This is a genomic window from Streptomyces sp. NPDC007905 (assembly GCF_042959345.1).
In the GTDB taxonomy this organism is placed as follows: Bacteria; Actinomycetota; Actinomycetes; order Streptomycetales; family Streptomycetaceae; genus Streptomyces.
In genome coordinates, this window is sequence record NZ_JBIBKS010000001.1 from 700243 (window position 1) to 721038 (window position 20796).

Consider the following 20796-nt stretch of genomic DNA (forward strand, 5'->3'; position numbering starts at 1 on the left):
GGTCAATGTCCGCGCCTGTTCAGCCCGGCCGGCGTCCGAGCACCCAAAGGCTTCCATGGCGCCTCCCTCCCATCCGCTGCCCGTCCGTAAGCCGCCGTCCGTGCTCGCGCCACCTGCCGTTGACGCGGCACGGAGAACCTCTTCCGATGTGACAGCGCTCCGATTCCCCGACGTCCCCCGGGGACGCCTCCCCCGGCGCGTCCCCGTCCGCCAGGTGCTGTGCCTGGTGCCGCTCGTGCTCGTCGCCGTGGCCGCGGTACGACACCGCTCGGTGCTCGCGGGGGGCTTCGGCCAGCTGCGCACGGCGTCCTGGCCGTGGCTGCTGGCGGCGGCCGGTGCAACCTGCCTGACCTGGGTCGCGGCCGCGTTCACCCGGCAGGGTGCGGTGGTGCAGCCGCTGCCGAAGGGGCGGCTGCTGGCGACCCAGTTCGCGGCGGGCGCGGCCAACCATCTGCTGCCCACCGGACTCGGCGCGGGCGCGGTGAACCTGCGCTTCATGACCGTGTGCGGGGTGCCGCTCGCCCGCTCCTCGGCCGCGCTCGCCCTGTATCTGCTGGCGGAGAGCGTGGGCCGGCTGGGCCTGCTGGCCGCGCTGCTGGCCGCGTTCCCGGACGCACTGCGGCTCGGCACGCTGCTGCCGGACGGCTCGGCGGTCCCGCTGCTGCTCGGCGCCGCCGTGCTGCTGGTCGTGGCGGCGGCCGCGCTGGCCCTCGTACGGCGGCTGCGCACGGCCGTCACGGGATTCCTGCGGGATGCCCTGGGCGAGGCGCGCTCGGTGCACACGCGTCCGGCCCGCGCGCTGGCCCTGTGGGGCGGTTCGCTGGCCTTCCCGGCGCTCCAGGCGGCCGGTCTCGCCGCGGTCGGCCAGGCGCTGCGGCTGCCGGTGCCGCCCGCGCACATGGCGCTCGCATATCTCGCGGCGACCGTCGCCGTGGCCCTGGTGCCCACGCCGGGCGGACTGGGCTCCGTCGAGGCGGCGCTGATCGTCGCGCTGATCGCGGCGGGCGGCCCGGCCGCGGTGGCCACGGCGGTGGTGCTCGCCTACCGGGTCATCACCGTGTGGGTGCCACTGGTGCCGGGGGCGCTGACCTTGGGGGCGCTGGTGCGGCTGAAGGTCATCTGAGGCAGAGTGGCCCCCCGAGCCGCACCCCCGTGAAGGAGTCCCTGCCGTGCCGGTCCGCGTGGAGCGCAAGGAACACGTCACCACGGTCGTCCTGTCCCGGCCCGAGGTCCGCAACGCCGTGGACGGCCCCACGGCCGCCGAACTTGCCGCCGCCTTCCGGGAGTTCGAGGCAGACGACAACGCCCGGGTGGCGGTGCTGTGGGGCGAGGGAGGCACGTTCTGCGCGGGCGCCGACCTGAAGGCGATGGGCACCGAGCGGGGCAACCGGGTCGCCGAGGGCGGCGACGGGCCGATGGGGCCGACCCGGATGCGGCTGTCCAAGCCGGTGGTCGCGGCCGTCGCGGGGCACGCCGTCGCGGGCGGCCTCGAGCTGGCCCTGTGGTGCGATCTCAGGGTCGCCGAGCAGGACGCCGTGTTCGGGGTCTTCTGCCGCCGCTGGGGCGTACCGCTGATCGACGGCGGCACGGTACGGCTGCCCCGGCTGATCGGCACCAGCCGGGCCATGGACATGATCCTGACCGGCCGCCCGGTCCCGGCCCGCGAGGCCTACGACATCGGCCTCGCCAACCGTCTCGTCCCCACCGGCCGCGCCCGTGCCGAGGCGGAGGACCTCGCGGCGGCCATCGCCCGCTTGCCGCAGGCCTGCCTGCGCGGCGACCGGGCCTCGGTGCTGGAGCAGGACGGGCAGGACGAGGAAGCGGCGATGCGCGGCGAACTGCGGTACGGATCGGCCGTATTGGCGGAGGGGTTGGAGGGAGCGGCCCGGTTCGCCGGGGGTGCCGGGCGGCACGGGTCCTACACGGACCTGTGAACCGTCCGACGGCGATCATCGGCCCCCAGCCACTCCAGCACCGCGCCGGCCGCCGCTGCTCCGTCCCGGGTCGCCGCCCTGGCACGCTGTCCGGGACGCAGCACGCCGCCGGCGGCGAAGACGTCCGGACGTGAGGTGTGCGGGCTCGTGCCCAGCGTGATGCCGGCCCGGTGGGCGAGTTCGTTCTCGGCGACGAAGTCGCCGGTGAAGACGATCGTGTCGCAGGGCAGGGTGGCCGTACGGCCGTCACGGTGGCGCACGCGCACGCCGGACAGGCGGCCGTGGCCGAGGACTTCGGTGACCGTGGTGTCCGTGAGGAGGGGAACGGCACGCCCCAGGCGCGCCGACCGGGCGCGCAGCGGCGGGACTTGGGCGCGTGCGTGCACGGTGACCAGAGCGACGACGTCGGTCCCCGCAGCGCGAAGGGTGCCGGCCGCCGCGTACGACACCTCCTCCGCGCCCACCACCACCGCCCGGGTGCCGATCGGCTGCCCGTACAGGTGTACCGACTGCTGGAGTTCACCGGTGGTGTAGACGCCGGCGGGCCGGGTGCCGGGCACCAGCCGGGCCGCACGGGGGCGTTCCCGAGCGCCGGTGGCGAGGACGACGGCCCGGGCCGCGATCCTCTCCAGCCCGCCAGGGCCGACGGCCGTGAGGACCGGCCCCGGCCCGCCGGAGGCGATCCCGGCCCGTCCGCCACCGTAGCTCACCGACGCAGGAGCGTCCGCCCTGCCGGAGGAGGTCCCGTCCGCGTCCCCGCCGCTGCCTGTCGGCTCCACAGCCGCCCAGTCGAGAACGGTCACGCCGGTCCGGATCACCGCCCCTGCCCGGCGGGCGGCCTCGGCCAGCAGCCGCGCGTACCCCGGTCCGGTCAGCGGACGCGTCCACGTGCCGAAACCGCCGTGCGCGCAGTACCGAGGCACTCCCCCGGCCTCCGCCTCCCGCTCCACCACCTCCACCCGGCCGACCCCGGCAGCGGCCAGGGAAGCCGCGACCGCGAGACCGGCGGGACCGGCACCCACGACAAGAACACCGACCCGGCGTTCGGCGATCACCTACGCCCCTCCTCGAACAGCCGCCGTACCGCCGCCCCGCAGTAGAAGCCCTGGCAGCGCCCGGCCCGGGCCCGGGTACGGCGGCGCAGGCCGTCCAGGGTGCGCGGCGGGATCGTACTGGCGAGGGCGTCGCGGATCTCGCCGCGGGAGACGCGCTCGCAGTGGCAGACGAGGGTGCCGTACTCCGGGTCGGCGGCGATGAGTTCGGGCCGTTGGTGGGGGCGCGGGAAGGCCTCGCCGAGGTGGGGCATGCGGACCGGGTCGAGGTCGTGCACCGGCCCGAGTTCGAGCCCGATGTGGGTCAGCAGGCCGGCGACGTGGGCGGCGATGGCCATGGACGCGGTCAGGCCGGTGGAGCGGATGCCGCCGACGGTGACGTACGCCTGCCCAGGGTGGGCGGTGATGCGGTAGTCCTCGTGCTCGGTGGCGGCGCGCAGCCCGGCGTAGACGGCGGTGACCTCCTCCCGCAGCAGCGCGGGCAGGATGCGGCCACCCTTGTCCCGCAGCAGGGCGAGGCCTTCGGCGGTGGAACCGGTGTCCTGTTTGTCGTGCAGGTCCTCGGCGGTGGGGCCGAGCAGGACGTTGCCGTGGACGGTGGGGGCGACCAGGACGCCCTTGCCGAGGGCGGTCGGGACCGGCAGGAGGATGTGCCGGACCAGGGGGCGGGCGAGCTTGTCGTGGACGATGAGCTGGCCGCGGCGCGGGGTGACGGTGAAGTCGTCGTGGCCGAGCGCCCGGTCGAGGGTGTCGGCGTGCAGTCCGGCCGCGTTGACCAGGTGGCGGGCGCGCAGGGTGCCTCTGGAGGTGGTCAGGAGATGACCGTGCTCGCTCCGGTCGGCCTGGTCCACGCGGGTGTTCAGGTGCAGGTCGACGCCCGCCCGGACCGCCTGGGTGGCGTACGCCAGGGTCGTCGTCCAGGGGCAGATGATGCTCTCGCCGGGCACGTGCAGGGCGCCGAGCGCGCCGGGGCCGAGGTGCGGCTCGCGGGCGTACAGCTCGTCGGCGCCGAGGAGCCGGGTGTCGGGGCAGTCGTTGCGTGCGGCCTTCTCGGCGAGGTGGGGCAGGGCGGCCAGTTGGTCCTCGTCCCAGGCGACGAGCAGGGCGCCCACCCGTTCGAGGGGGATGCCGGACTCGGCGGCGTACCCGGCCAGCCGCCGGGAGCCCTCGCGGACCAGCCGGGCCTCCAGGGAGCCGGGGGTCGCGTCGAAACCGGTGTGCAGGATCGCGGTGTTGGCCTTGGAGGTGCCCTGGCCGACGTCGTCCTGCGCCTCGAGAAGGGCGATGCGCAGGCGGGGACGGCGGGCGAGTTCGCGGGCGATGGCGCAGCCGACGACTCCGGCGCCGACGATCACGACGTCGTACGTCGGTGCGGCCGGCGGCCCTTCCGCCGTGACCGTCATGAGCCGAGCAGCGCGGCGACCGCGGTGCGGAAGCCGGCCATGCGTGCGGCGGCCTGTTCGGCCGGGATGCGGGGCTCGTAGACGGCGGCGGGTTTCCCGTCGGGCAGGGCGTCCTCGAAGTCCGGCGCGGGGTCGGCGCCGAGCCGGGCGAGGGCGGCCGCGCCGAGCGCGGTGGCGTCGGGGAGCGCGGAGACCTCGACGGGGCGTTGCAGGAGGTCCGCCTGGGTCTGCATGAGCAGGGCGGAACGGGTCAGGCCGCCGTCGACGCGCAGCGCGTCGAGCGGGGCGCCGAGGTCGGCCTCGGCCGCTTCCGCCAGCTCGACGACCTGGGCCGCCAGCCCCTCGCACAGGGCGCGCACCAGGTGCCCGGGGCCGGTGTCGAGGCGGAGTCCGGTCAGCGAACCGCGCAGATCGCCGCGCCACCAGGGGGCGGCGAGCCCCGCGAGGGCGGGTACGAAGGTGACGCCGCCGCTGTCGGGGACGGCGCCGCCCACCGGGTCGAGGTCGGCGGCCGAGGAGATGACGCCGAGGTCGGTGAGCCAGCGCACGGCGGAGGCTGCCGTGTAGACCTGTCCGTCCAGGCAGTAGCTCGTGTCTCCGGCGAGCCGCCAGGCGACGCAGCTCACGAGTCCTGAGGTGCCGCGCCGGGGTGTGCCACCGGTGTGCGCCAGCAGGAACGCGCCCGTGCCGTAGGTGCACTTGGCGCGGCCGGGGCCGGTGATGCGCTGGGCGAGCAGGGCGGCCTGCTGGTCGACCGCGAGACCGGTGAGCGGGATCTCGGTGCCGAACGCCTTTGTGGTGCCGATGGGTTGGGCGTTGTCGACCACTTGCGGGAGCCGTTCGCCCGACAGCCCGTAGATCTCCAGTGCCGGCGCTGACCACTGCGCGCGGTCGAGGTCGAGGAGCTGGGTGCGGCCGGCGGTGGCCGCGTCGGTGACGAAGGCGCCGGTGAGGCGGTGGACCAGCCAGGCGTCGGAGGTGGTGACGACGCCCTCACGGGTGAGGTGACGGCGGATCCAGGCCATCTTGGGTGCCGCGAAGTACGGATCGAGCGGGAGGCCGGTCAGCTGCCGCAACGTGTCGACGTGCTCGGCGAGTTCGCCGCAGAGGGTCTCGGCGCGCCGGTCCTGCCAGACGAGGGCGTCGGTCAGCGGGCGGCCGGTCGCCGGGTCCCAGGCGAGGACGGTCTCCCCCTGGTTGGCCAGGCCCATCGCCACGACGTCCTCGCCCGCCTCGGCTAGTGCGGCGCCACCGGCGTCGAGCACCGAGGCGTACAGCTCGGCCGGATCCACCTCGACCCGCGCGCCGGGCAGGTGGCGGGGCCGTACGGCGGCGAAGCCGGTACCGAGGACACCGCGTTCGGGGCAGACCACCAGGGCCTTGGTGCCGGACGTGCCCTGGTCGACGGCGAGCACCGGCCCCGTCATCGCACCCTCCCGCCCGCTCGTCCGGCCCTTTCGAAGATCGGCGCGACCAGCCTGCCGTCGGTCCGCGGCCCACGTCAAGCACGGCCGGACCCGGATCAACTGCCGGGAGGCCTGGTTGAGTTGACAACAATGGCAGGGCGGAATCGACCCGCCTATAGTGACCGCCGACCCACACGTGGCCCCTCAACCACCGCCCAGAGGAGGGCTGTTGTCACCGCGCCCCGCCACCCTGCCCGTCCGCTCGCGGACCGGGGCGGGCGGCTGATGCCCAGAGAAGGAGCACGTCCCTCCTACGACCCCGCCGGCCACGACGGCGCCCTGCGCACCGCCCTGCAGGATCTGCGCACCGGACGCTGGATGGCGATGCGCGCCCTGCTGGCGGACACCACGAGCCCGGGGCGGTGGACCCAGCGCACCCAGATCCTCGCGGCCGCGGCGGCCGGCACCGACGTGGTGCGGGCCTGGCTCGCGGAGGAACCGGACAGCGTCCAGGCCGCGGTGATGCACGCCCGGGTCGGCGTGGAGCGGGCCCTGCGGGCCCAGCGCGAACGGCATCTGCGCACCCACGAGTTGTGGATCGAGGCCTGGGACGCCGCGCAGTCCGCCACCCAGACCGCCCCCCAGGACCCCGTGCCCTGGGTGTGCCTGCTGGCGCTGGCCCAGCTGGATCCGGAGCGGCGCTGGGAGGAGCACCGGGCGCCGCCGCCGGAACCCGTGCTGCCGCCCGGCCCATGGGGGCTGCTGGCCGAGGCCGGCCGGCGCGATCCGGACAACCGCGAGGCCCACCACCGCATGCTGCAGTTCCTGTACGCGGCCGACGCCTCGGACCGGCTCGCCCAGGCCGCGGGCTACGCCCAGTGGGCCGCCGCCTCGGCTCCGCCCGGCTCCGCGCTGCACGTGCTGCCGCTGTACGTGCGGGTCGAACGCTACCGGCGGGGCAGCGGGCACGACGCGGCGCTCGATCTGCACTGGGTGGCGGAGGACGCGACCCGCGAGGCGCGGCGGGCGCTGCATTCCTGGTTCGAGCACGCGCCGCGGGACGAGCGCTCGCTGCTGGACCTCAACCACCTGGCCCACGCCCTGTGGGGCGCCCTCCGGTTCCCGGACGCGGCCCGGGTGTTCGACGCGATCGGCCCGTACTTCACACCCCCGCCCTGGATGTATCGCACCCCGGAACGCGGCCGTGCCGTGGAGGTCTTCCTGCAGGCCAGGGACCGCTGCCGGACGGCCGCCGAGGACTTCGACGCCCGCCCCTGACACCCTTCGTTTCCCTCACGCCCCCGGAGGTCTGCGCATGTCCCCCGCACCAGAACCGTCGCCCTCCCCGGCCCGGCCGCAGCACGACGAGGAGCGGCGGCTGCGCGAACTCGGCTACCGCCCGGTGCTGGCCCGCCGCATGGGTGGCTTCGGCAACTTCGCCATCAGCTTCTCGGTGATCTCGATCCTGTCCGGCTGCATGACGCTGTACGGCTTCGGGCTGGGCGCCGGCGGGCCCGCCGTGATGCTGTGGGGCTGGGCCGGGGTCGGTCTGTTCGTGCTCTGTGTCGGCCTCGCGCTCGCCGAGGTCACGAGCGCCTATCCGACCTCCGGCGCCCTGTACTACATGGCCGACCGGCTCGGTGGCCGACGCTGGGGCTGGTACACGGGCTGGCTGAATCTGCTCGGTCTGCTCGGCGCGATCGCCGGGATCGACTACGGCGCCGCCCTGTTCACCGGCGCCTTCGCCAACCTCCAGTGGGGCTTGAAGCCGACGCCCGGCAGGACCATGCTGATCTTCTGCGCCGTCCTGCTGCTGCATGCCGTGCTGAACCTGTTCGGCGTCCGTCTGGTGAGCCTGCTGAACTCGGTCAGCGTGTGGTGGCACCTGGCCGGTGTGGCGCTCATCGTCGGCGCGCTCGCGATCGTCCCCGACCAGCACCAGTCGCCGTCCTTCGTGTTCACCAGGTTCGTGAACGAGACGGGCTGGTCCAGCCCTCTCTACGTGGCGGCGATCGGACTGCTGCTCGCCCAGTACACGTTCTCCGGCTACGACGCCTCCGCCCACCTCTCCGAGGAGACCTCCAACGCCTCGGTGTCCGCGGCGCGGGGCATCGTCCGGTCCATCTGGGTGTCATGGATCGCCGGCTTCGTGCTGCTGGCCGGCCTGACCTTCGCCATCCAGGACTACGACGCCACGCGCACCACCGACACGGGTGTGCCGCCCGCGCAGATCCTGCTCGACGGGCTCGGCACCGACGGCGCGAGCGCCCTGCTGCTCGTGGTGATCATCGCTCAGCTGTTCTGCGGGAACGCCGAGGTGGCGGCGGCCAGCCGCATGGTGTTCGCGTTCAGCCGGGACGGCGCCCTGCCCGGCTCGCACCTGTGGCGCAGGGTCAGCAGCCGCACCCAGACCCCGGTGGCCGCGGTGTGGCTGTCCGTGATCGTCGCCGGCGTCCTCGCCCTGCCGTCCCTGTACTCGGCGACCGCCTACGGCGCGGTCACCGCCATCAACGTCATCGGCATCACCCCCGCCTACGCCATCCCGGTGCTGCTGCGATTGCGCGCGGGCGATCGTTTCCGGCCGGGTCCGTGGAACCTGGGCCGGTGGAGCAGGCCGGTCGGCTGGATCGCGGTGGTCTGGGTGGCCTGTGTGACGGTGCTGTTCTGCCTGCCGCAGTCCTCGCCGGTCACCGTCGACACCATGAACTACGCGTCCGTGGCCCTCGTCGTCGTCCTGGTCCTGGCCAGCATCTGGTGGTACGTCGCCCGCCGTTCGTACGGCACGCCCACCACCGCCGCCTACGGCAGCGACCGCGACCAGGCCGAACTGGCGGAGGGCATCGTCTGAACAGCGCCGGTCCAGGTACGAACTGCCGTGCCGGATACGGCAGGATGAACGTTCGCGCCGCTCGCCGAGGACGTCGGCGGCGGCGCGCACGCACATTCCGGACATCGAGCAGGTGGCAACGTGACGAGACTTCACATCAGGCTCTCCGCAGCAGCTTCGCGCCCCGGAGGTGACCGGTGAACCGCGCGCTGACCCTGGACGATCTCGTCCTCGCCGGCATCGCCCTGGCCGCGGGCCTGGTGCTGGCCTTTCTGTCCCGCATGTTGCTGCGCTGGCTGGCCAAGCACGCCAAGCGGACCCGGTGGAGCGGCGACGACGTCATCGTGGACGCGCTGCGCTCCGTGATCCCCTGGGCGGCGATCGCGGCCGGCGCGGCGGCGGCCGCGGCGGTGCTGCCGTTGACCCGGACCATCCAGCAGCACGTCAACCAGATCCTCCAGGTGTGGCTGATCTTCGTGGTGACCCTGTCGGCGGCCCGGGTGATCGCGGGCCTGGTCCGCTCGGTCACCCAGTCCCGCTCCGGCGTGGCGGGTTCGGCCACCATCTTCGTCAACATCACCCGGGTCCTGGTCCTCGCCATCGGCTTCCTGGTGGTGCTGCAGACGCTCGGCATCTCCATAGCGCCGCTGCTCACCGCCCTGGGCGTGGGCGGCCTCGCCGTCGCGCTGGCCCTGCAGGACACCCTCGCCAACCTCTTCGCGGGTATCCACATCCTCGCCTCCAAGACCGTCCAGCCGGGCGACTACATCCGCCTGAGCAGCGGCGAGGAAGGCTATGTCGTGGACATCAACTGGCGTCAGACGACGGTGCGGCAGCTGTCCAACAACCTGGTGGTCGTCCCCAACGGCCAGCTCGCGAAGACCAACATGACCAACTACACCCGGCCCGAGCAGCGGTTGACGGTGCTGGTGCAGGTCGGCGTGAGCTACGACTCCGACCTGGACCACGTCGAGCGGGTGACGGCGGAGGTCGTCGCGGAGGTGATGACCGGGATCACCGGCGCCGTCCCGGACCACGAGCCCGCCATCCGCTTCCACACCTTCGGCGACTCCCGCATCGGCTTCACGGTGATCCTCGGCGTCGGCGAGTTCAGCGACCAGTACCGCGTCAAGCACGAGTTCATCAAGCGCCTCCACCGCCGCTACCGCGAGGAGGGCATCCGCATCCCGGCCCCGACCCGCACGGTGGCCCTGCAGCAGGGGGCGGCGGTGATCCCGCACCAGCGGAGCGGGGACGACCTCAGGGAGCAGAGTTCCTCCGGATGAGATCCCCCGCGTCGCCCCGAGGGGGCCGCTGCGCCCGCGGTGCGCAGCGGCCCCCGACGCTCGCCGCGTGACGTCGTGCGCCCGCCTCCCCGGGGTGGAATACGCTCGAAGGAGTATGACTCCTCCTCCAGCCCCGACTCCTCCCGATCCGGCCGTTCCCGGCCCGGCTCCCCGCGATCCGGCCGCTCCCGACCCGACCGCCCGCTCCCTGGACCAGCGGCTCGACGCGATCGCGCGCCAGCCGTTCCGGGCGAAGTTCCATCTGCGCGGCCGGGACCTGGCCACCGCCGAGCTGAAGGGCCCGGCGACGATCCGGTGGCACGCGTACGACCTGATCGCCAAGCGGCTGGCCCCGGCCCGGCCGTACAAGGACGGCAAGCAGACCCCGTACCGGGGTCATCCGGTCTTCGTCGCCCAGCACGCCACCGCCACCTGCTGCCGTGGTTGCCTGCGGCGCTGGCACGGGATCCCCGAGGGGCGCGCGCTGAGCCGCGCGGAGCACGTGTACGTGGTGGACGTGATCTGCCGGTGGATCGAGCGCGAGGTGGCGGGCGGAGCCGGGCCGGACTCCGCCCGCCACGGTTGATCAGAGCGTGGCCGAGTTCTCGTGCCAGTGGCCGCCGCGCCCGCTGTGCGGTGCCGCGAAGGACGAGCTGACCGGGTTCACCGTCCAGTCGGGGTGGCCGGGCATGCGCGGGGTCTTCGTGCCGTAGAGCCAGTCCCGCAGGAAGCCGGACTGGTCCTGGCCGGAGACCTCCGAGGCGACCGCGATGTAGTCGTCCGTCACCGCCGAGGAATTGCGGAAGCGCTCCAGGAAGGCGCGCTCGACGGCGTTGAAGACCTGCTCCCCGACCTGCTGCCGGAAGGCGTACAGGACCAGCACGCCGCCCAGGTAGCGCTGGCTGTCGAACAGGTTGACCGCGTTGGGTGAGGCCACCGGGCCGGAGTCGTGGCGCCACTGGTCGCCGCGGGCGTAGGTGTCCTTCATACGGGCTTCCATGGTGGTCAGGCCCAGCGAGTCGGCCCAGCCCCGCTCGTAGCGGTACAGCAGCCCGTAGAAGTCGGCGTGGCCCTCGTTCAGCCACAGGTCGGCCCAGGTGGCGGGGCTGACCAGATTGCCGAAGTAGGAGTGGACCAGCTCGTGCATCATGTGCGAGCCGATCTTCTTCTCCTCCTGGAGCAGGAAGTTCGGCTTGTACAGGGTGAGGGTCTGCGTCTCCAGGCCGGTGAAGCCGAAGGCGTTCGGGTCGTCGGAGTTGCACGGGAGCAGGCCGTACGTCTCGAACGGGAAGGCACCCAGCCGGGACTCCAGCCACGTCACCAGGTTCGGGGTGAGCGCGAGCGCCGGTTCCAGCGCGGCGGCCCGGGCGGACGGCACGACGTCGCGCAGGGGCAGGCCGTGCGGGCCCTGCCGGTCCTTGACCACGTAGTCGCCGACGGTGATCTGGACCAGCTCGGTGGCCATCGGCGACGCCGAGCGGTACGAGTACGCCGTACGGCCGCCGGACAGGGCCTGGGTGCCGGTGAGGTTGCCGTTCGCCACGCCGCGCAGCCCGTTCGGGACGGTGATGCGGAAGGTGAAGTCCGCCTTGTCCGAGGGGTGGTCGTTGCACCGGAAGACGGTGTGCGCGGAGTTCGGCTGCGGGCAGATCGCGAAGCCGTCCGGGGTGGGCACCCAGGCGGTGTGGGCGAGGGTGCGGCGCGGGTCGGCGGAGTACGCGACGCTCACCCGGACCAGGGTCTCCGGCGCCAGCTCCGTGGCGGGTGTGATCCTCAGCTTCTCACCCACCTGCTCGAAGGCGGCGGTGGCACCGGCGACGCTCACCGAGCGTATGTCCAGGCCCAGGGCGTCCAGCGAGAAGCGGCTCAGCGGCCGGTCGATGCGCATCTTCAGGGTCGCGATCGCGTCGACCTTCTGGGCCGTCGCGTCGTAGGTGAAGTCCAGGCAGTAGGACGAGACCCGGTAGCCCTCGTTGCCGAGGGTGGGAAAGACGGGGTCACCGAGGGTCTCCGGGCCGGGGTCCGCCACCCTGCGCTTGGCCGTTCCCCCGCCGGCGGGACGCGCCTGGGCCGGGGAGCCCGCCGTCAGTGCCGCCGCCGTGCCGATCAGGGCGGCCACCGGGGCCGTCACTCTGGTGCGATATCTCATGGTCAGCTTTCGCTCGGGCGGCCGGGTGGTCGGGTCCCGCCGCCGGTCGGTTGGGCGATCGCTTGTCATGACCACGAGATCGGGGATTCGGTTGCACCCGCGCGGCACGTTTTCGATCGAGGTCCCCTGTCGAACGGACCTCGGTCACGAGATATCTTGATGTCGAGCAATGTTGCAGACGTGGAGCGGAGCACCCGGTGACTGACTCGACCATCATCTACACCTACACAGACGAGGCCCCGGCCCTGGCGACGCATTCGTTCCTGCCGGTGATCCAGGCGTACGCCTCGCAGGCCGGTGTGCCCGTGGAGACCCGCGACATCTCGCTGGCCGGGCGCATCATCGCCGTCTTCCCGGAGTACCTGAACGAGGACCAGCGCATCCCGGACGCCCTGAGCGAGCTGGGCGAGCTGGCCAAGACGCCCGCCGCCAACATCATCAAGCTGCCGAACATCTCGGCGTCCATCCCGCAGCTGAGGGCCGCCGTCGCCGAGCTGCAGGGCAAGGGCTACGCGCTGCCGGACTACCCGGACGATCCGAAGACCGACGAGGAGCGCGAGATCCGCGCCCGCTACGACAAGATCAAGGGCTCGGCCGTCAACCCGGTGCTGCGCGAGGGCAACTCCGACCGCCGCGCCCCCGCCTCGGTCAAGAACTACGCCAAGACCCACCCGCACCGCATGGGCGCCTGGAGCTCCGACTCCAAGACCAACGTGGCCACCATGGGCGTGGACGACTTCCGCTCCACGGAGAAGTCCGTGGTGATCTCCGAGGCCGGTGCGCTGCGCATCGAGCTCAAGGGCGACGACGGCTCGACCACCGTCCTGCGCGAGTCCGTCCCGGTGCTCGAGGGTGAGGTCGTCGACGCCTCCGTGATGCGCGTCGCCGCGCTGCGGGAGTTCCTGACCGCGCAGGTCGCTCGCGCCAAGGAGGAGGGCGTCCTGTTCTCCGTGCACCTGAAGGCCACGATGATGAAGGTCTCGGACCCCATCGTCTTCGGTCACGTGGTGCGCGCCTTCTTCCCGAAGACGTTCGCGAAGTACGGCGAGACGTTCGCCGCCGCCGGCCTGACCCCGAACGACGGTCTGGGCGGCATCCTCAAGGGCATCGAGGCCCTCCCGGAGGGCGCCGAGATCAAGGCCTCCTTCGACGCCGAGCTGGCCGAGGGCCCCGCGCTCGCCATGGTGGACTCCGACAAGGGCATCACCAACCTGCACGTGCCCTCCGACGTCATCGTCGACGCCTCGATGCCGGCCATGATCCGCACCTCCGGCCACATGTGGGGCCCGGACGGCCAGGAGGCCGACACCCTCGCGGTGCTGCCGGACTCCTCGTACTCCGGCGTCTACCAGGCCGTGATCGACGACTGCCGTGCCAACGGCGCCTACGACCCCTCCACCATGGGCTCCGTCCCGAACGTCGGTCTCATGGCGCAGAAGGCCGAGGAGTACGGCAGCCACGACAAGACCTTCGAGATCCCGACCACGGGCACCGTCCGCCTGGTCGACCGGGCCGGCAACGTCGTACTGGAGCAGACGGTCTCCGCCGGCGACATCTTCCGCGCCTGCCAGACCAAGGACGCCCCGATCAAGGACTGGGTGAAGCTCGCCGTCACCCGCGCCCGCGCCACCGGCGACCCGGCCGTCTTCTGGCTGGACGAGACCCGCGCCCACGACGCCAACCTGATCGCCAAGGTCAAGCAGTACCTGACGGAGCACGACACCGAGGGCCTGGACATCCGCATCCTGCCCCCTGTCGAGGCGACCAAGCTGTCGGTGGAGCGCATCCGCCGCGGCGAGAACACCATCTCGGTGACCGGCAACGTGCTGCGTGACTACCTGACCGACCTCTTCCCGATCCTGGAGCTGGGCACCAGCGCCAAGATGCTGTCGGTCGTCCCGCTGATGGCCGGCGGCGGCCTGTTCGAGACGGGCGCCGGCGGCTCCGCGCCGAAGCACGTCCAGCAGTTGGTCAAGGAGAACTACCTGCGCTGGGACTCCCTCGGCGAGTTCTTCGCCCTGGTGCCGTCCTTCGAGCAGTACGCGGCGGTCACGGGCAACACCCGCGCCAAGGTCCTCGCCGACGCCCTCGACCGCGCCACGGCGACCTTCCTCAACGAGGACAAGTCCCCGACCCGTCGCGTCGGCGGCATCGACAACCGCGGCAGCCACTTCTACCTGTCCCTGTACTGGGCGCAGGAGCTGGCCCGGCAGACCGACGACGCCGACCTGGCCAAGGCGTTCGCCCCGCTCGCCGAGACCCTTGCCGCGAACGAGCAGCGCATCGTCGACGAGCTGATCGCCGTCCAGGGCAAGCCGGCCGACATCGGCGGCTACTACCAGCCGGAGAAGGCCAAGGCGGACGCGGTCATGCGCCCGTCGGCCACCTGGAACGAGGCGCTCGCCTCGCTGAGCTGACACCCGCGGCAGTGATCCCGCCCCGGTCGGACTTCCCCGGCCGGGGCGGAGGCACGTCCGGTGCCGGCGTGCCCGCCTGGTGATGCCTCCGGCGGTGCCGGCCCAGGTGGCCGAGCCGCTGCCGCGACCCTAGTCGGTGCAGCCGGCCACGGCTGGTGAGCTGGGGGCGCAGTTGGTGCGGATGTTGTGCTCGACCCTGGTGGAGATCAGGTCGACCGTTCCGCCTTCGTTGAGGATGCCGCCCGGGTCGGTGTTGGCGACGTTGTAGGTCACGGAACTGTGCCTGAGGGTTGCGGTGGCTCCGTTCACGTTGGCGAGGCCACCGCCCCGGGCGCCGGCGCCGGTGGTCCTGTTGGCGTAGACGGTGCTGTCGTCGATCGTCAGACGACCACCGCTGTTGCGGATGCCTCCGCCGTCGCCGAGCGGTCCCCCCTGGCTGTTGTAGCTGACCGTCGTGCGGCTGAGCGTCGTCGTCGCGTCGGAGAGGTTCAGTCCACCGCCTGCGCCGAAGCCCTGCACGCCGCTGTAACCGGCCGAGTTGTCGGTGACGCTGCTGTCGGTGAGGGACAGAGTGCCACTGGCCCAGATGCCGCCGCCGCTGGCGAAGGAGGTGTTCCCGCTGATCGTGCTGGTCAGGAACGGCGCCGTGCCGCCGTCCTGGTCCATGCCGCCACCGGTGTCCGCGAAGTTGTCGACGATGAGGGTGTCCCGGGCCGTGACCGTGCCGCCGTCGTTTTCGATGCCACCGCCGGAACTGCTGTGGTTGGGGTCGGTGAAGACGGCGTTGTTGCGGATCTCGACATTGCGCAAGGTCAGGGCGGTACCGGATTCGCTGAGCCGGATCCCGCCGCCGGCCCCCTGGCCCCGGCCGTCGCGAAGGGTGAGGTCGCTGAGCGTGAGGTGACTGGCGAGTCGATCTGGAAGATCCGGAAGTCAGGCGTTCCCTGCCGGGTACTCCGCCTGATCGTGCTGCCGTTGCCCTCGACAGTGATCCTGCTCGTGATCACCGGCAGGCCGTTGCCGGTCCCCGTGGCGGAGTTGTCCGGTGTGGTCAGCGTGAAGACGCAGTTCCGGGCGAGCCGGAGGCGGCCGCCGCCGGCCTGGTTCAGGTCACGGACGGCGTTCTTGAGAGCGGTCTCACTGCAGCTGACATAGCGCTGCGAAGTGGCGGCGGCCGCCGGTACGCTGACGCCGGCGGCGAGGGCCGCCGCCGTCAGGGCCGCGCCGACGACAGCGGAAGATGGCCTCATGGTGCTGCCTTTCTCGGTGAGCAGCCGGAACCAGCCCCAGTCGCTCCCGCTGGTGACCTGCCGCATGGGGTACGCAACGACAGGTATGTATGAGTGACGGAACGCCATGGCATGCCGGGCGGGCGGCTCTTTCACTCCCCGGGGAGACGTCACGAGCCTCCCGGGGGCCGCCGTTCGGCCCCCTCGGCTCTGTGCACCGTGCGGCAGCGCCCACCAGCCCCTCCCTTCTCCGAAAACGCCCCCTGCAACTTACGGAGCAGCCATGACCGAACCCGCCGTCTCGTTCGAACTCCTGCCTGGTTCCGCCGAGTCGCCCGTGCTGCTGCACGTGCCGCACGCGTCGCGGGCGATACCGGACGACGTCCGCGAGGGGATCGTGCTGGACGACGCGGCGCTGGAGCTGGAGCTGGCCCACATCACCGACGCGCACACCGCCGAGATCGCGGAGCGGGCGGCAGGGATGGCCGGGACCACTCCCTGGCGGTTCGTCAACCGGCTGTCGCGGCTGGTGGTGGATCCGGAGCGGTTTCCGGACGAGCGGGAGGAGATGCTCGCCGTCGGGATGGGAGCGGTGTACACGCGGACCACGCACCGGGGCGAACTGCGGGCCGCGGACACCGACCCCGAGCCGCTGGTCGAACGGTATTTCCGGCCGTACGCCCGGGCGATGACCGAGGCGGTGGCCGGGCGGCTCGCCGCGACCGGGCGGGCGGTCGTGATCGACGTCCACTCCTACCCCGGCCAGGCGCTGCCGTACGAGCTGCACGGGTCGGGCCCGCGTCCCCCGGTGTGCCTGGGCACGGACGCCTTCCACACCCCGCCGGACCTGAAGGAGGCGGCGCGTGCGGCGTTCTCGGGGTGCGGGGAGACGGGGCTGGACAGTCCGTTCAGCGGGACCTATGTCCCGCTGGAGTACTACGGGCGGGACAGGCGGGTGAGCGCGCTGATGGTGGAGATCCGCCGGGACACGTACATGGCCGAGCCCGGCGGTCCCGCCGGGCCGGGTCTCGAGCGGCTCGCCGCCGCGCTGGCCGCACTCGTGGACGCCGTGCAGGCCTCCGGCTGGAGCACTCCCGCAGGACAGCGCTCGGAGTGCGTACGAGGGTGGTGAGCATGACCGAGGAGACCAGCACGCGCACCGACCAGGCCCCGGCGCCCGTGCGGGCGGTGGGCATGGCGGAGGAGATCACGCTCACCGGCCACGGCCCGCCCGTGCGGGACTGGCCGCCGCTCGACCTGGACGGGACGGACTTCGACCCGGTCCTCGCCGGTCTGATGCGTGAGGGCCCGCTGACCCGGATCCGGCTGCCGTTCGGCGAGGGCTGGGCGTGGCTGGCCACCCGGTACGAGGACGTGAAGCTGATCACCAACGATCCGCGGTTCAGTCGCGCGGAGGTCACCCGCCGTCAGGTGACCCGGCTCGCCCCGAACTTCGCTCCCCGCCCGGGCTCGCTCGCCTGGGCCGACCAGCCCGAGCACAACCGGCTGCGCAAGCCGGTCGCCGGCGCCTTCACGGTGGGCGCCATGAAGCGGCTGCGGCCCCGCGCACAGCAGATCCTGGACGAACTGGTGGACGGGGTCGTACGGGAGGGCCCACCCGCGGATCTGGTCGAGCGGGTGCTGGAGCCGTTTCCTGTCACGGTGGTCAGTGAGGTGATGGGCGTGCCGCCCGCCGACCGGGAGCAGGTGCACGCCTGGACCCGGCAGATCATCTCCACCTCGGGCGGCGCCGAGGCCGCCGGGCAGGCGAAGACCGGCCTGTACGGCTGGATCAGGACGATCGTCCGCGCCCGGGCCCACAGCACGGACGAGGACGTGTACTCGCTGCTCGGTGCCGCCGTGACGCGCGGGGACATCGGCGAGGAGGAGGCCGTCGGGCTCGCCGGGCCGCTGCAGATCGGCGGTGAGGCCGTCACCCACAACTGCGGGCAGATGCTGTTCCTGCTGCTGACCCGGCCGGAGCTGATGGAGCGGATGCGCGGCCGCCCGCGGGCGCGCGGACCCGTTCTGGACGAGCTGCTGCGTCACATCCCCCACCGCAGCACGGTCGGGCTCGCCCGGATCGCGCTGGAGGACGTGGAACTGGCCGGGCACCGGATCACGGCGGGCGAGCCGGTGTACGTCTCCTACCTCGCCGCCAACCGCGATCCGGACGTCTTCCCCGACCCGGACCGCATCGACCCCGACCGCGACCCCCATCCGCACCTGGCCTTCGGCAACGGCCCGCACTACTGCACCGGCGCCGTCCTCGCCCGGCTGCAGACCGAGCTCCTGGTGGACACGCTGCTCGACCGGCTGCCGGGGCTGCGTCTCGCGGTGCCGCCCGAGCAGGTGCGCTGGCGGCACAGGACGATGATCCGTGGGCCGCGGACGCTGCCCGTCACCTGGTGAGGGGGTTCACGCCCGCAGCCACTCCGTGACGACCACCTCGCCACCGGTCCGCAGCCGCAGCGCGAACGGGCCGGTGGGCGGCTGATCGCTGGTGAAGCGGCCCAGGGTGTCGACCGCGACGGGCCGGGCCGTCTGCGGTCCGCCCAGCACCTCGATGCGCGCCGACTGCGGCGGCAGCACCTGGCCGATCAGCCCCTCCTCGGTGACCTCGACGTCCACGGACAGCTCGCCCGCGCGGAAGGTCAGCATCCGCGGGGCGTCCGGCACCCCCCTGACCGGCAGCGCGTCCACGAGCGAGTCGAAGGTCAGCTCGGCGATCCGGGCGTCCAGGTCGTGCAACGCGTAGGCTTCGAGGGCCAGTTGGCGCAGCTCGGTGGGGACGGGGTCCAGGACCTCGGCCGCCTGGCGCAGGTCCTCCTCGAGCAGATCGCCGTCGAAGCCGCCCTCGTCGAAGCCCTCGTCGGGCAGTCCGTTACCGTCCACGCCGCTCACACCGTCCCCCGTGCGTCCATCCGGGCCCGCAAGCGCCGCAGACAACGCTGGCGCAGGGGTCCGATGCTGCCGACCGCGATGCCGAGCGCGGCCGAAACCTCCAGGTAGCTGGGCGGCGGCGAGGCGATGAGCACGCGCAGCAACTGCCTGCACCGCTCGCCGAGTTCCTCGAACTCCTGCCACAGCCGGCGAATCCGCTCGGCCCGGTCCGCCTCCTCCTCGGCGTCGATCAGCGACTGCTCCGGCGTCCGCTCCTCGCTGGCCCGGTCCAGCACCTGCGGGTCGTCCGTCAGCGTCAGCCGGGTGAGCCCCTTGAGCACCTTCAGGCACTCGTGCCGGGCCGTACTGGCCAGCCAGGCACCCGCCTTGTCGGGCTCGCGGAGCCGACCCAGATGCTGCGCGAAGCGGAACCACACCGTCTGGTAGACCTCGTGCCCGTCGGCGTCCGAGAGCCGGTGTGCGCGTACGACCGACCACACCAGCGGACTCATTCCTTCCACCAGCGCTTTCCAGGCCGCGGCGTCGCCGTCGACGGCGGACCGGACCAGTGCGCCGACCTCTGTTCGGTCCACGGCTCCACCCCTCGTGTACGGCACGTCATCGTACGCCGTGGAGCGGAGGGTTCCGGCCCTCATGCGGGCCGGGCCGGGATCGCGACGGGCACCGGGCGCCAGGTGGGCGGCCGGAGCGCCGGAACGTGCGCCCCGCGCACATCGGCGGATTTCGTGGCACTGCCGAGGAGTTGAGCGCGTGCCGCGCGCGGGTCACGCTCCTTGTGCGCTGTCATGTGGGCGGCGACGAGACCGGCGACGGCCGGGGTGGCGAAGGAGGTACCGCTCCACCGCGCGAGACCGTCGAACATCACCTGGTCGGGCTTGGCCGCGGTGCTCTCGCGCGCCTCGCTCAGCAGGCCCGTGTGGCGCGGGTACTGGCAGGTGCAGGCGTAGCCGAAGCCGAACCGGCAGGCGTCGTAGGTGGAGTGCTGGTAGACGTACGGCACGGGCGTGCCGAAGCCGGTGAGGGCGCTGGTGAGGCGCTCACCGGGGGCGTAGACCCCCACCCAGGGGCCGTGGTTGCTGAAGCACGCCTCGCACTCGCCGTCCCCGCGCAGCGCGCCGACCGACAGCACGCAGTCCGCGTACTGCGGCAGCGAGGCGTAGGCGGCCGGCCAGAACGGGGTGTCGCTGCCGTTGTTCCCGGCGGCGGCCACCAGCAGCGTGCGCTGCTCGCGGAGTTCGCGCAGGAACGCGTCGAGTCCGATCAGGCCGTCGGCGGAGCCGGTGGAGGTGCCGGCGGAGAGGCTGATGATGTCGGGCCAGCCGCCCTGGTCGACGGCCTCGAAGAGCTTGCCGCCGAATTCCGACTCCAGGATGGCGCCCACGTCGTTGAGGGTGCCCCGCACCGTGATGGCGGTGTTGGGCGCGACGGCCGCGACGATCCCGGCGATGAACGTGCCGTGGCCGACGTACTGCCGGAGCAGTCCGTCGGCGTCGGTCTCGGTCGCCTGGGGGTCTCCCGTGGTGTGGACGAGGAGGGGGTAGGCGTGGTGGTCGTGCACCAGGCCGGTGTCGATGACGAGGACCCCGACGGCGGTGTCCGGGTCGTAGTGGCCCTCCTCCGGCGCCGGATTGGCGGGCTCGCCGCGCGGCACGGGCACGGGCTCGTCGCCGGGGCAGGCGTTGACCGCGATGTGCACGACGTGGTTGCGGCTGATCAGGCGGCGTCCCTGGCGTCCCTCGGCCTCCCTGAGAGCGCGCAGGGCGTGCGGGACGACGTCGTCGCCCTGGGCGGGGTCGCCGACCCGGATCCGGGTGACGCCGGTGCGGTTGGTCTGCGGGCTCGTGCGCCGCACATGGTCGGGCACCAGGCCGCGGGTTTCGGTGAAGTGGGCGCGCACGGTGTCCTCGACCAGACGGGCCTCCTCACCGTCGCGGGCGAGGACGACGCCCTTCTCGTAGAGGAAGTGGGCCTCGTCGTCCGGCCCCATGGCCAGGGGAACGTCGGGCAACGAGCGCTGGATGTGATCGAACTGCTCGTGGAATCGCTGAGGTGCCATGAAGTGTCCTCCCCCTGAGACGGTGTCCGAAAGTCAGAGTCGCCGGACGACCGATTGATACAGCCCGCGGGTAGGGGCGGTACAGCGGAAGGAGACGGCGGAAGCAGACAACGGAGAACCCGTGTGACGGCTT

18 protein-coding genes are annotated in these 20796 nt (G+C 72.7%); 9 read left to right on the forward strand and 9 right to left on the reverse strand.

The annotated features are described in order from the left end of the window. Positions 1–55 precede the first annotated feature (55 nt). Positions 56–1123 (forward strand): lysylphosphatidylglycerol synthase domain-containing protein, encoded by a 1068-nt coding sequence (locus ACFZDC_RS03360; protein WP_391319643.1) that lies wholly within the window; start codon positions 56–58, stop codon positions 1121–1123. A gap of 46 nt (positions 1124–1169) precedes the next feature. Further along, positions 1170–1934, forward strand: coding sequence for a crotonase/enoyl-CoA hydratase family protein (locus ACFZDC_RS03365; protein ID WP_391319644.1), 765 nt, complete (start codon positions 1170–1172; stop codon positions 1932–1934). Here ACFZDC_RS03365 and ACFZDC_RS03370 read toward each other — a convergent pair. From ACFZDC_RS03370 to ACFZDC_RS03380, 3 genes are read right to left on the reverse strand one after another with little or no spacing between them, the layout of a single operon-like run. Further along, positions 1919–2989 (reverse strand): FAD-dependent oxidoreductase, encoded by a 1071-nt coding sequence (locus ACFZDC_RS03370; RefSeq protein WP_391319645.1) that lies wholly within the window; start codon positions 2987–2989, stop codon positions 1919–1921. The two genes, ACFZDC_RS03365 and ACFZDC_RS03370, sit on opposite strands and share 16 nt — an antisense overlap. Beyond that, positions 2986–4389 carry an FAD-dependent oxidoreductase gene (locus ACFZDC_RS03375; protein ID WP_391319646.1) on the reverse strand — a complete coding sequence of 468 codons (1404 nt, stop codon included), beginning with the start codon at positions 4387–4389 and terminating at the stop codon, positions 2986–2988. The genes ACFZDC_RS03370 and ACFZDC_RS03375 overlap by 4 nt, the downstream gene beginning before the upstream one ends. Next, positions 4386–5816: an FGGY family carbohydrate kinase gene (locus ACFZDC_RS03380; protein ID WP_391319647.1), complete on the reverse strand. Its 1431-nt coding sequence runs from the start codon at positions 5814–5816 to the stop codon at positions 4386–4388. Before ACFZDC_RS03380 ends, ACFZDC_RS03375 begins: the two co-directional genes overlap by 4 nt. A 264-nt stretch (positions 5817–6080) precedes the next feature. On the opposite strand from ACFZDC_RS03380, the gene ACFZDC_RS03385 reads away from it, so the two are divergent. The 4 genes from ACFZDC_RS03385 to ACFZDC_RS03400 all read left to right on the forward strand — a co-directional run bounded on the left by ACFZDC_RS03385 (position 6081) and on the right by ACFZDC_RS03400 (position 10494). Next, positions 6081–7073, forward strand: coding sequence for a hypothetical protein (locus tag ACFZDC_RS03385; protein WP_391319648.1), 993 nt, complete (start codon positions 6081–6083; stop codon positions 7071–7073). A 37-nt stretch (positions 7074–7110) separates the two neighbouring features. After that, entirely contained in the window at positions 7111–8643 is a 1533-nt protein-coding gene (locus ACFZDC_RS03390; RefSeq protein ID WP_391319649.1) for an amino acid permease, read from the forward strand. 176 nt (positions 8644–8819) lie between these two features. After that, positions 8820–9908, forward strand: a complete 1089-nt coding sequence (locus tag ACFZDC_RS03395) for a mechanosensitive ion channel domain-containing protein (protein ID WP_391319650.1) — start codon at positions 8820–8822, stop codon at positions 9906–9908. 115 nt (positions 9909–10023) lie between these two features. After that, the gene (locus tag ACFZDC_RS03400) at positions 10024–10494 is read left to right on the forward strand and encodes a DUF4186 family protein (protein WP_391319651.1); all 471 of its coding nucleotides are present in this window, start codon (positions 10024–10026) and stop codon (positions 10492–10494) included. Here the strand turns inward: ACFZDC_RS03400 and ACFZDC_RS03405 are convergent, their stop codons facing one another. After that, positions 10495–12057, reverse strand: coding sequence for a M1 family aminopeptidase (locus tag ACFZDC_RS03405; RefSeq protein ID WP_391319652.1), 1563 nt, complete (start codon positions 12055–12057; stop codon positions 10495–10497). It abuts the gene before it with no gap. 197 nt (positions 12058–12254) lie between these two features. On the opposite strand from ACFZDC_RS03405, the gene ACFZDC_RS03410 reads away from it, so the two are divergent. Beyond that, complete coding sequence (locus tag ACFZDC_RS03410) at positions 12255–14474, forward strand: NADP-dependent isocitrate dehydrogenase (RefSeq protein WP_391319653.1); 2220 nt, start codon at positions 12255–12257, stop codon at positions 14472–14474. A gap of 129 nt (positions 14475–14603) precedes the next feature. On the opposite strand, the gene ACFZDC_RS03415 is transcribed toward ACFZDC_RS03410, so the two are convergent. Then, on the reverse strand, positions 14604–15284 hold the full coding sequence (locus ACFZDC_RS03415) for a hypothetical protein (RefSeq protein WP_391319654.1): 681 nt from the start codon (positions 15282–15284) through the stop codon (positions 14604–14606). Between the two features lie 2 nt (positions 15285–15286). After that, a complete protein-coding gene (locus ACFZDC_RS03420) occupies positions 15287–15790 on the reverse strand; it encodes a hypothetical protein (RefSeq protein ID WP_391319655.1) in 504 nt (167 codons plus the stop codon). A 196-nt stretch (positions 15791–15986) separates the two neighbouring features. Between ACFZDC_RS03420 and ACFZDC_RS03425 the strand changes: the two genes are divergently transcribed. Beyond that, a complete protein-coding gene (locus ACFZDC_RS03425; protein WP_391319656.1) occupies positions 15987–16835 on the forward strand; it encodes an N-formylglutamate amidohydrolase in 849 nt (282 codons plus the stop codon). A gap of 2 nt (positions 16836–16837) precedes the next feature. Continuing rightward, positions 16838–18115 (forward strand): cytochrome P450, encoded by a 1278-nt coding sequence (locus ACFZDC_RS03430; RefSeq protein WP_391319657.1) that lies wholly within the window; start codon positions 16838–16840, stop codon positions 18113–18115. Positions 18116–18121: 6 nt separating this feature from the next. On the opposite strand, the gene ACFZDC_RS03435 is transcribed toward ACFZDC_RS03430, so the two are convergent. Genes ACFZDC_RS03435 through ACFZDC_RS03445 form a run of 3 tightly spaced genes read right to left on the reverse strand, consistent with a single transcriptional unit; the run spans position 18122 to position 20663 of the window. Then, positions 18122–18598 carry a hypothetical protein gene (locus ACFZDC_RS03435; protein ID WP_391319658.1) on the reverse strand — a complete coding sequence of 159 codons (477 nt, stop codon included), beginning with the start codon at positions 18596–18598 and terminating at the stop codon, positions 18122–18124. A 5-nt stretch (positions 18599–18603) separates the two neighbouring features. Then, a complete protein-coding gene (locus ACFZDC_RS03440) occupies positions 18604–19242 on the reverse strand; it encodes a sigma-70 family RNA polymerase sigma factor (RefSeq protein WP_391319659.1) in 639 nt (212 codons plus the stop codon). Then, entirely contained in the window at positions 19239–20663 is a 1425-nt protein-coding gene (locus ACFZDC_RS03445; RefSeq protein WP_391319660.1) for a S8 family serine peptidase, read from the reverse strand. Before ACFZDC_RS03445 ends, ACFZDC_RS03440 begins: the two co-directional genes overlap by 4 nt. Positions 20664–20796 lie beyond the last annotated feature (133 nt).

Coding starts and splice junctions, on each gene's coding strand:
- ACFZDC_RS03440 (WP_391319659.1), bottom strand. CDS start 19,242: ATGAGGGCCGGAACCCTCCGCTCCACGGCGTACGATGACGTGCCGTAC.
- ACFZDC_RS03405 (WP_391319652.1), bottom strand. CDS start 12,057: ATGAGATATCGCACCAGAGTGACGGCCCCGGTGGCCGCCCTGATCGGC.
- ACFZDC_RS03360 (WP_391319643.1), top strand. CDS start 56: ATGGCGCCTCCCTCCCATCCGCTGCCCGTCCGTAAGCCGCCGTCCGTG.
- ACFZDC_RS03420 (WP_391319655.1), bottom strand. CDS start 15,790: ATGCGGCAGGTCACCAGCGGGAGCGACTGGGGCTGGTTCCGGCTGCTC.
- ACFZDC_RS03425 (WP_391319656.1), top strand. CDS start 15,987: ATGACCGAACCCGCCGTCTCGTTCGAACTCCTGCCTGGTTCCGCCGAG.
- ACFZDC_RS03445 (WP_391319660.1), bottom strand. CDS start 20,663: ATGGCACCTCAGCGATTCCACGAGCAGTTCGATCACATCCAGCGCTCG.
- ACFZDC_RS03390 (WP_391319649.1), top strand. CDS start 7,111: ATGTCCCCCGCACCAGAACCGTCGCCCTCCCCGGCCCGGCCGCAGCAC.
- ACFZDC_RS03375 (WP_391319646.1), bottom strand. CDS start 4,389: ATGACGGTCACGGCGGAAGGGCCGCCGGCCGCACCGACGTACGACGTC.
- ACFZDC_RS03400 (WP_391319651.1), top strand. CDS start 10,024: ATGACTCCTCCTCCAGCCCCGACTCCTCCCGATCCGGCCGTTCCCGGC.
- ACFZDC_RS03380 (WP_391319647.1), bottom strand. CDS start 5,816: ATGACGGGGCCGGTGCTCGCCGTCGACCAGGGCACGTCCGGCACCAAG.
- ACFZDC_RS03385 (WP_391319648.1), top strand. CDS start 6,081: ATGCCCAGAGAAGGAGCACGTCCCTCCTACGACCCCGCCGGCCACGAC.
- ACFZDC_RS03430 (WP_391319657.1), top strand. CDS start 16,838: ATGACCGAGGAGACCAGCACGCGCACCGACCAGGCCCCGGCGCCCGTG.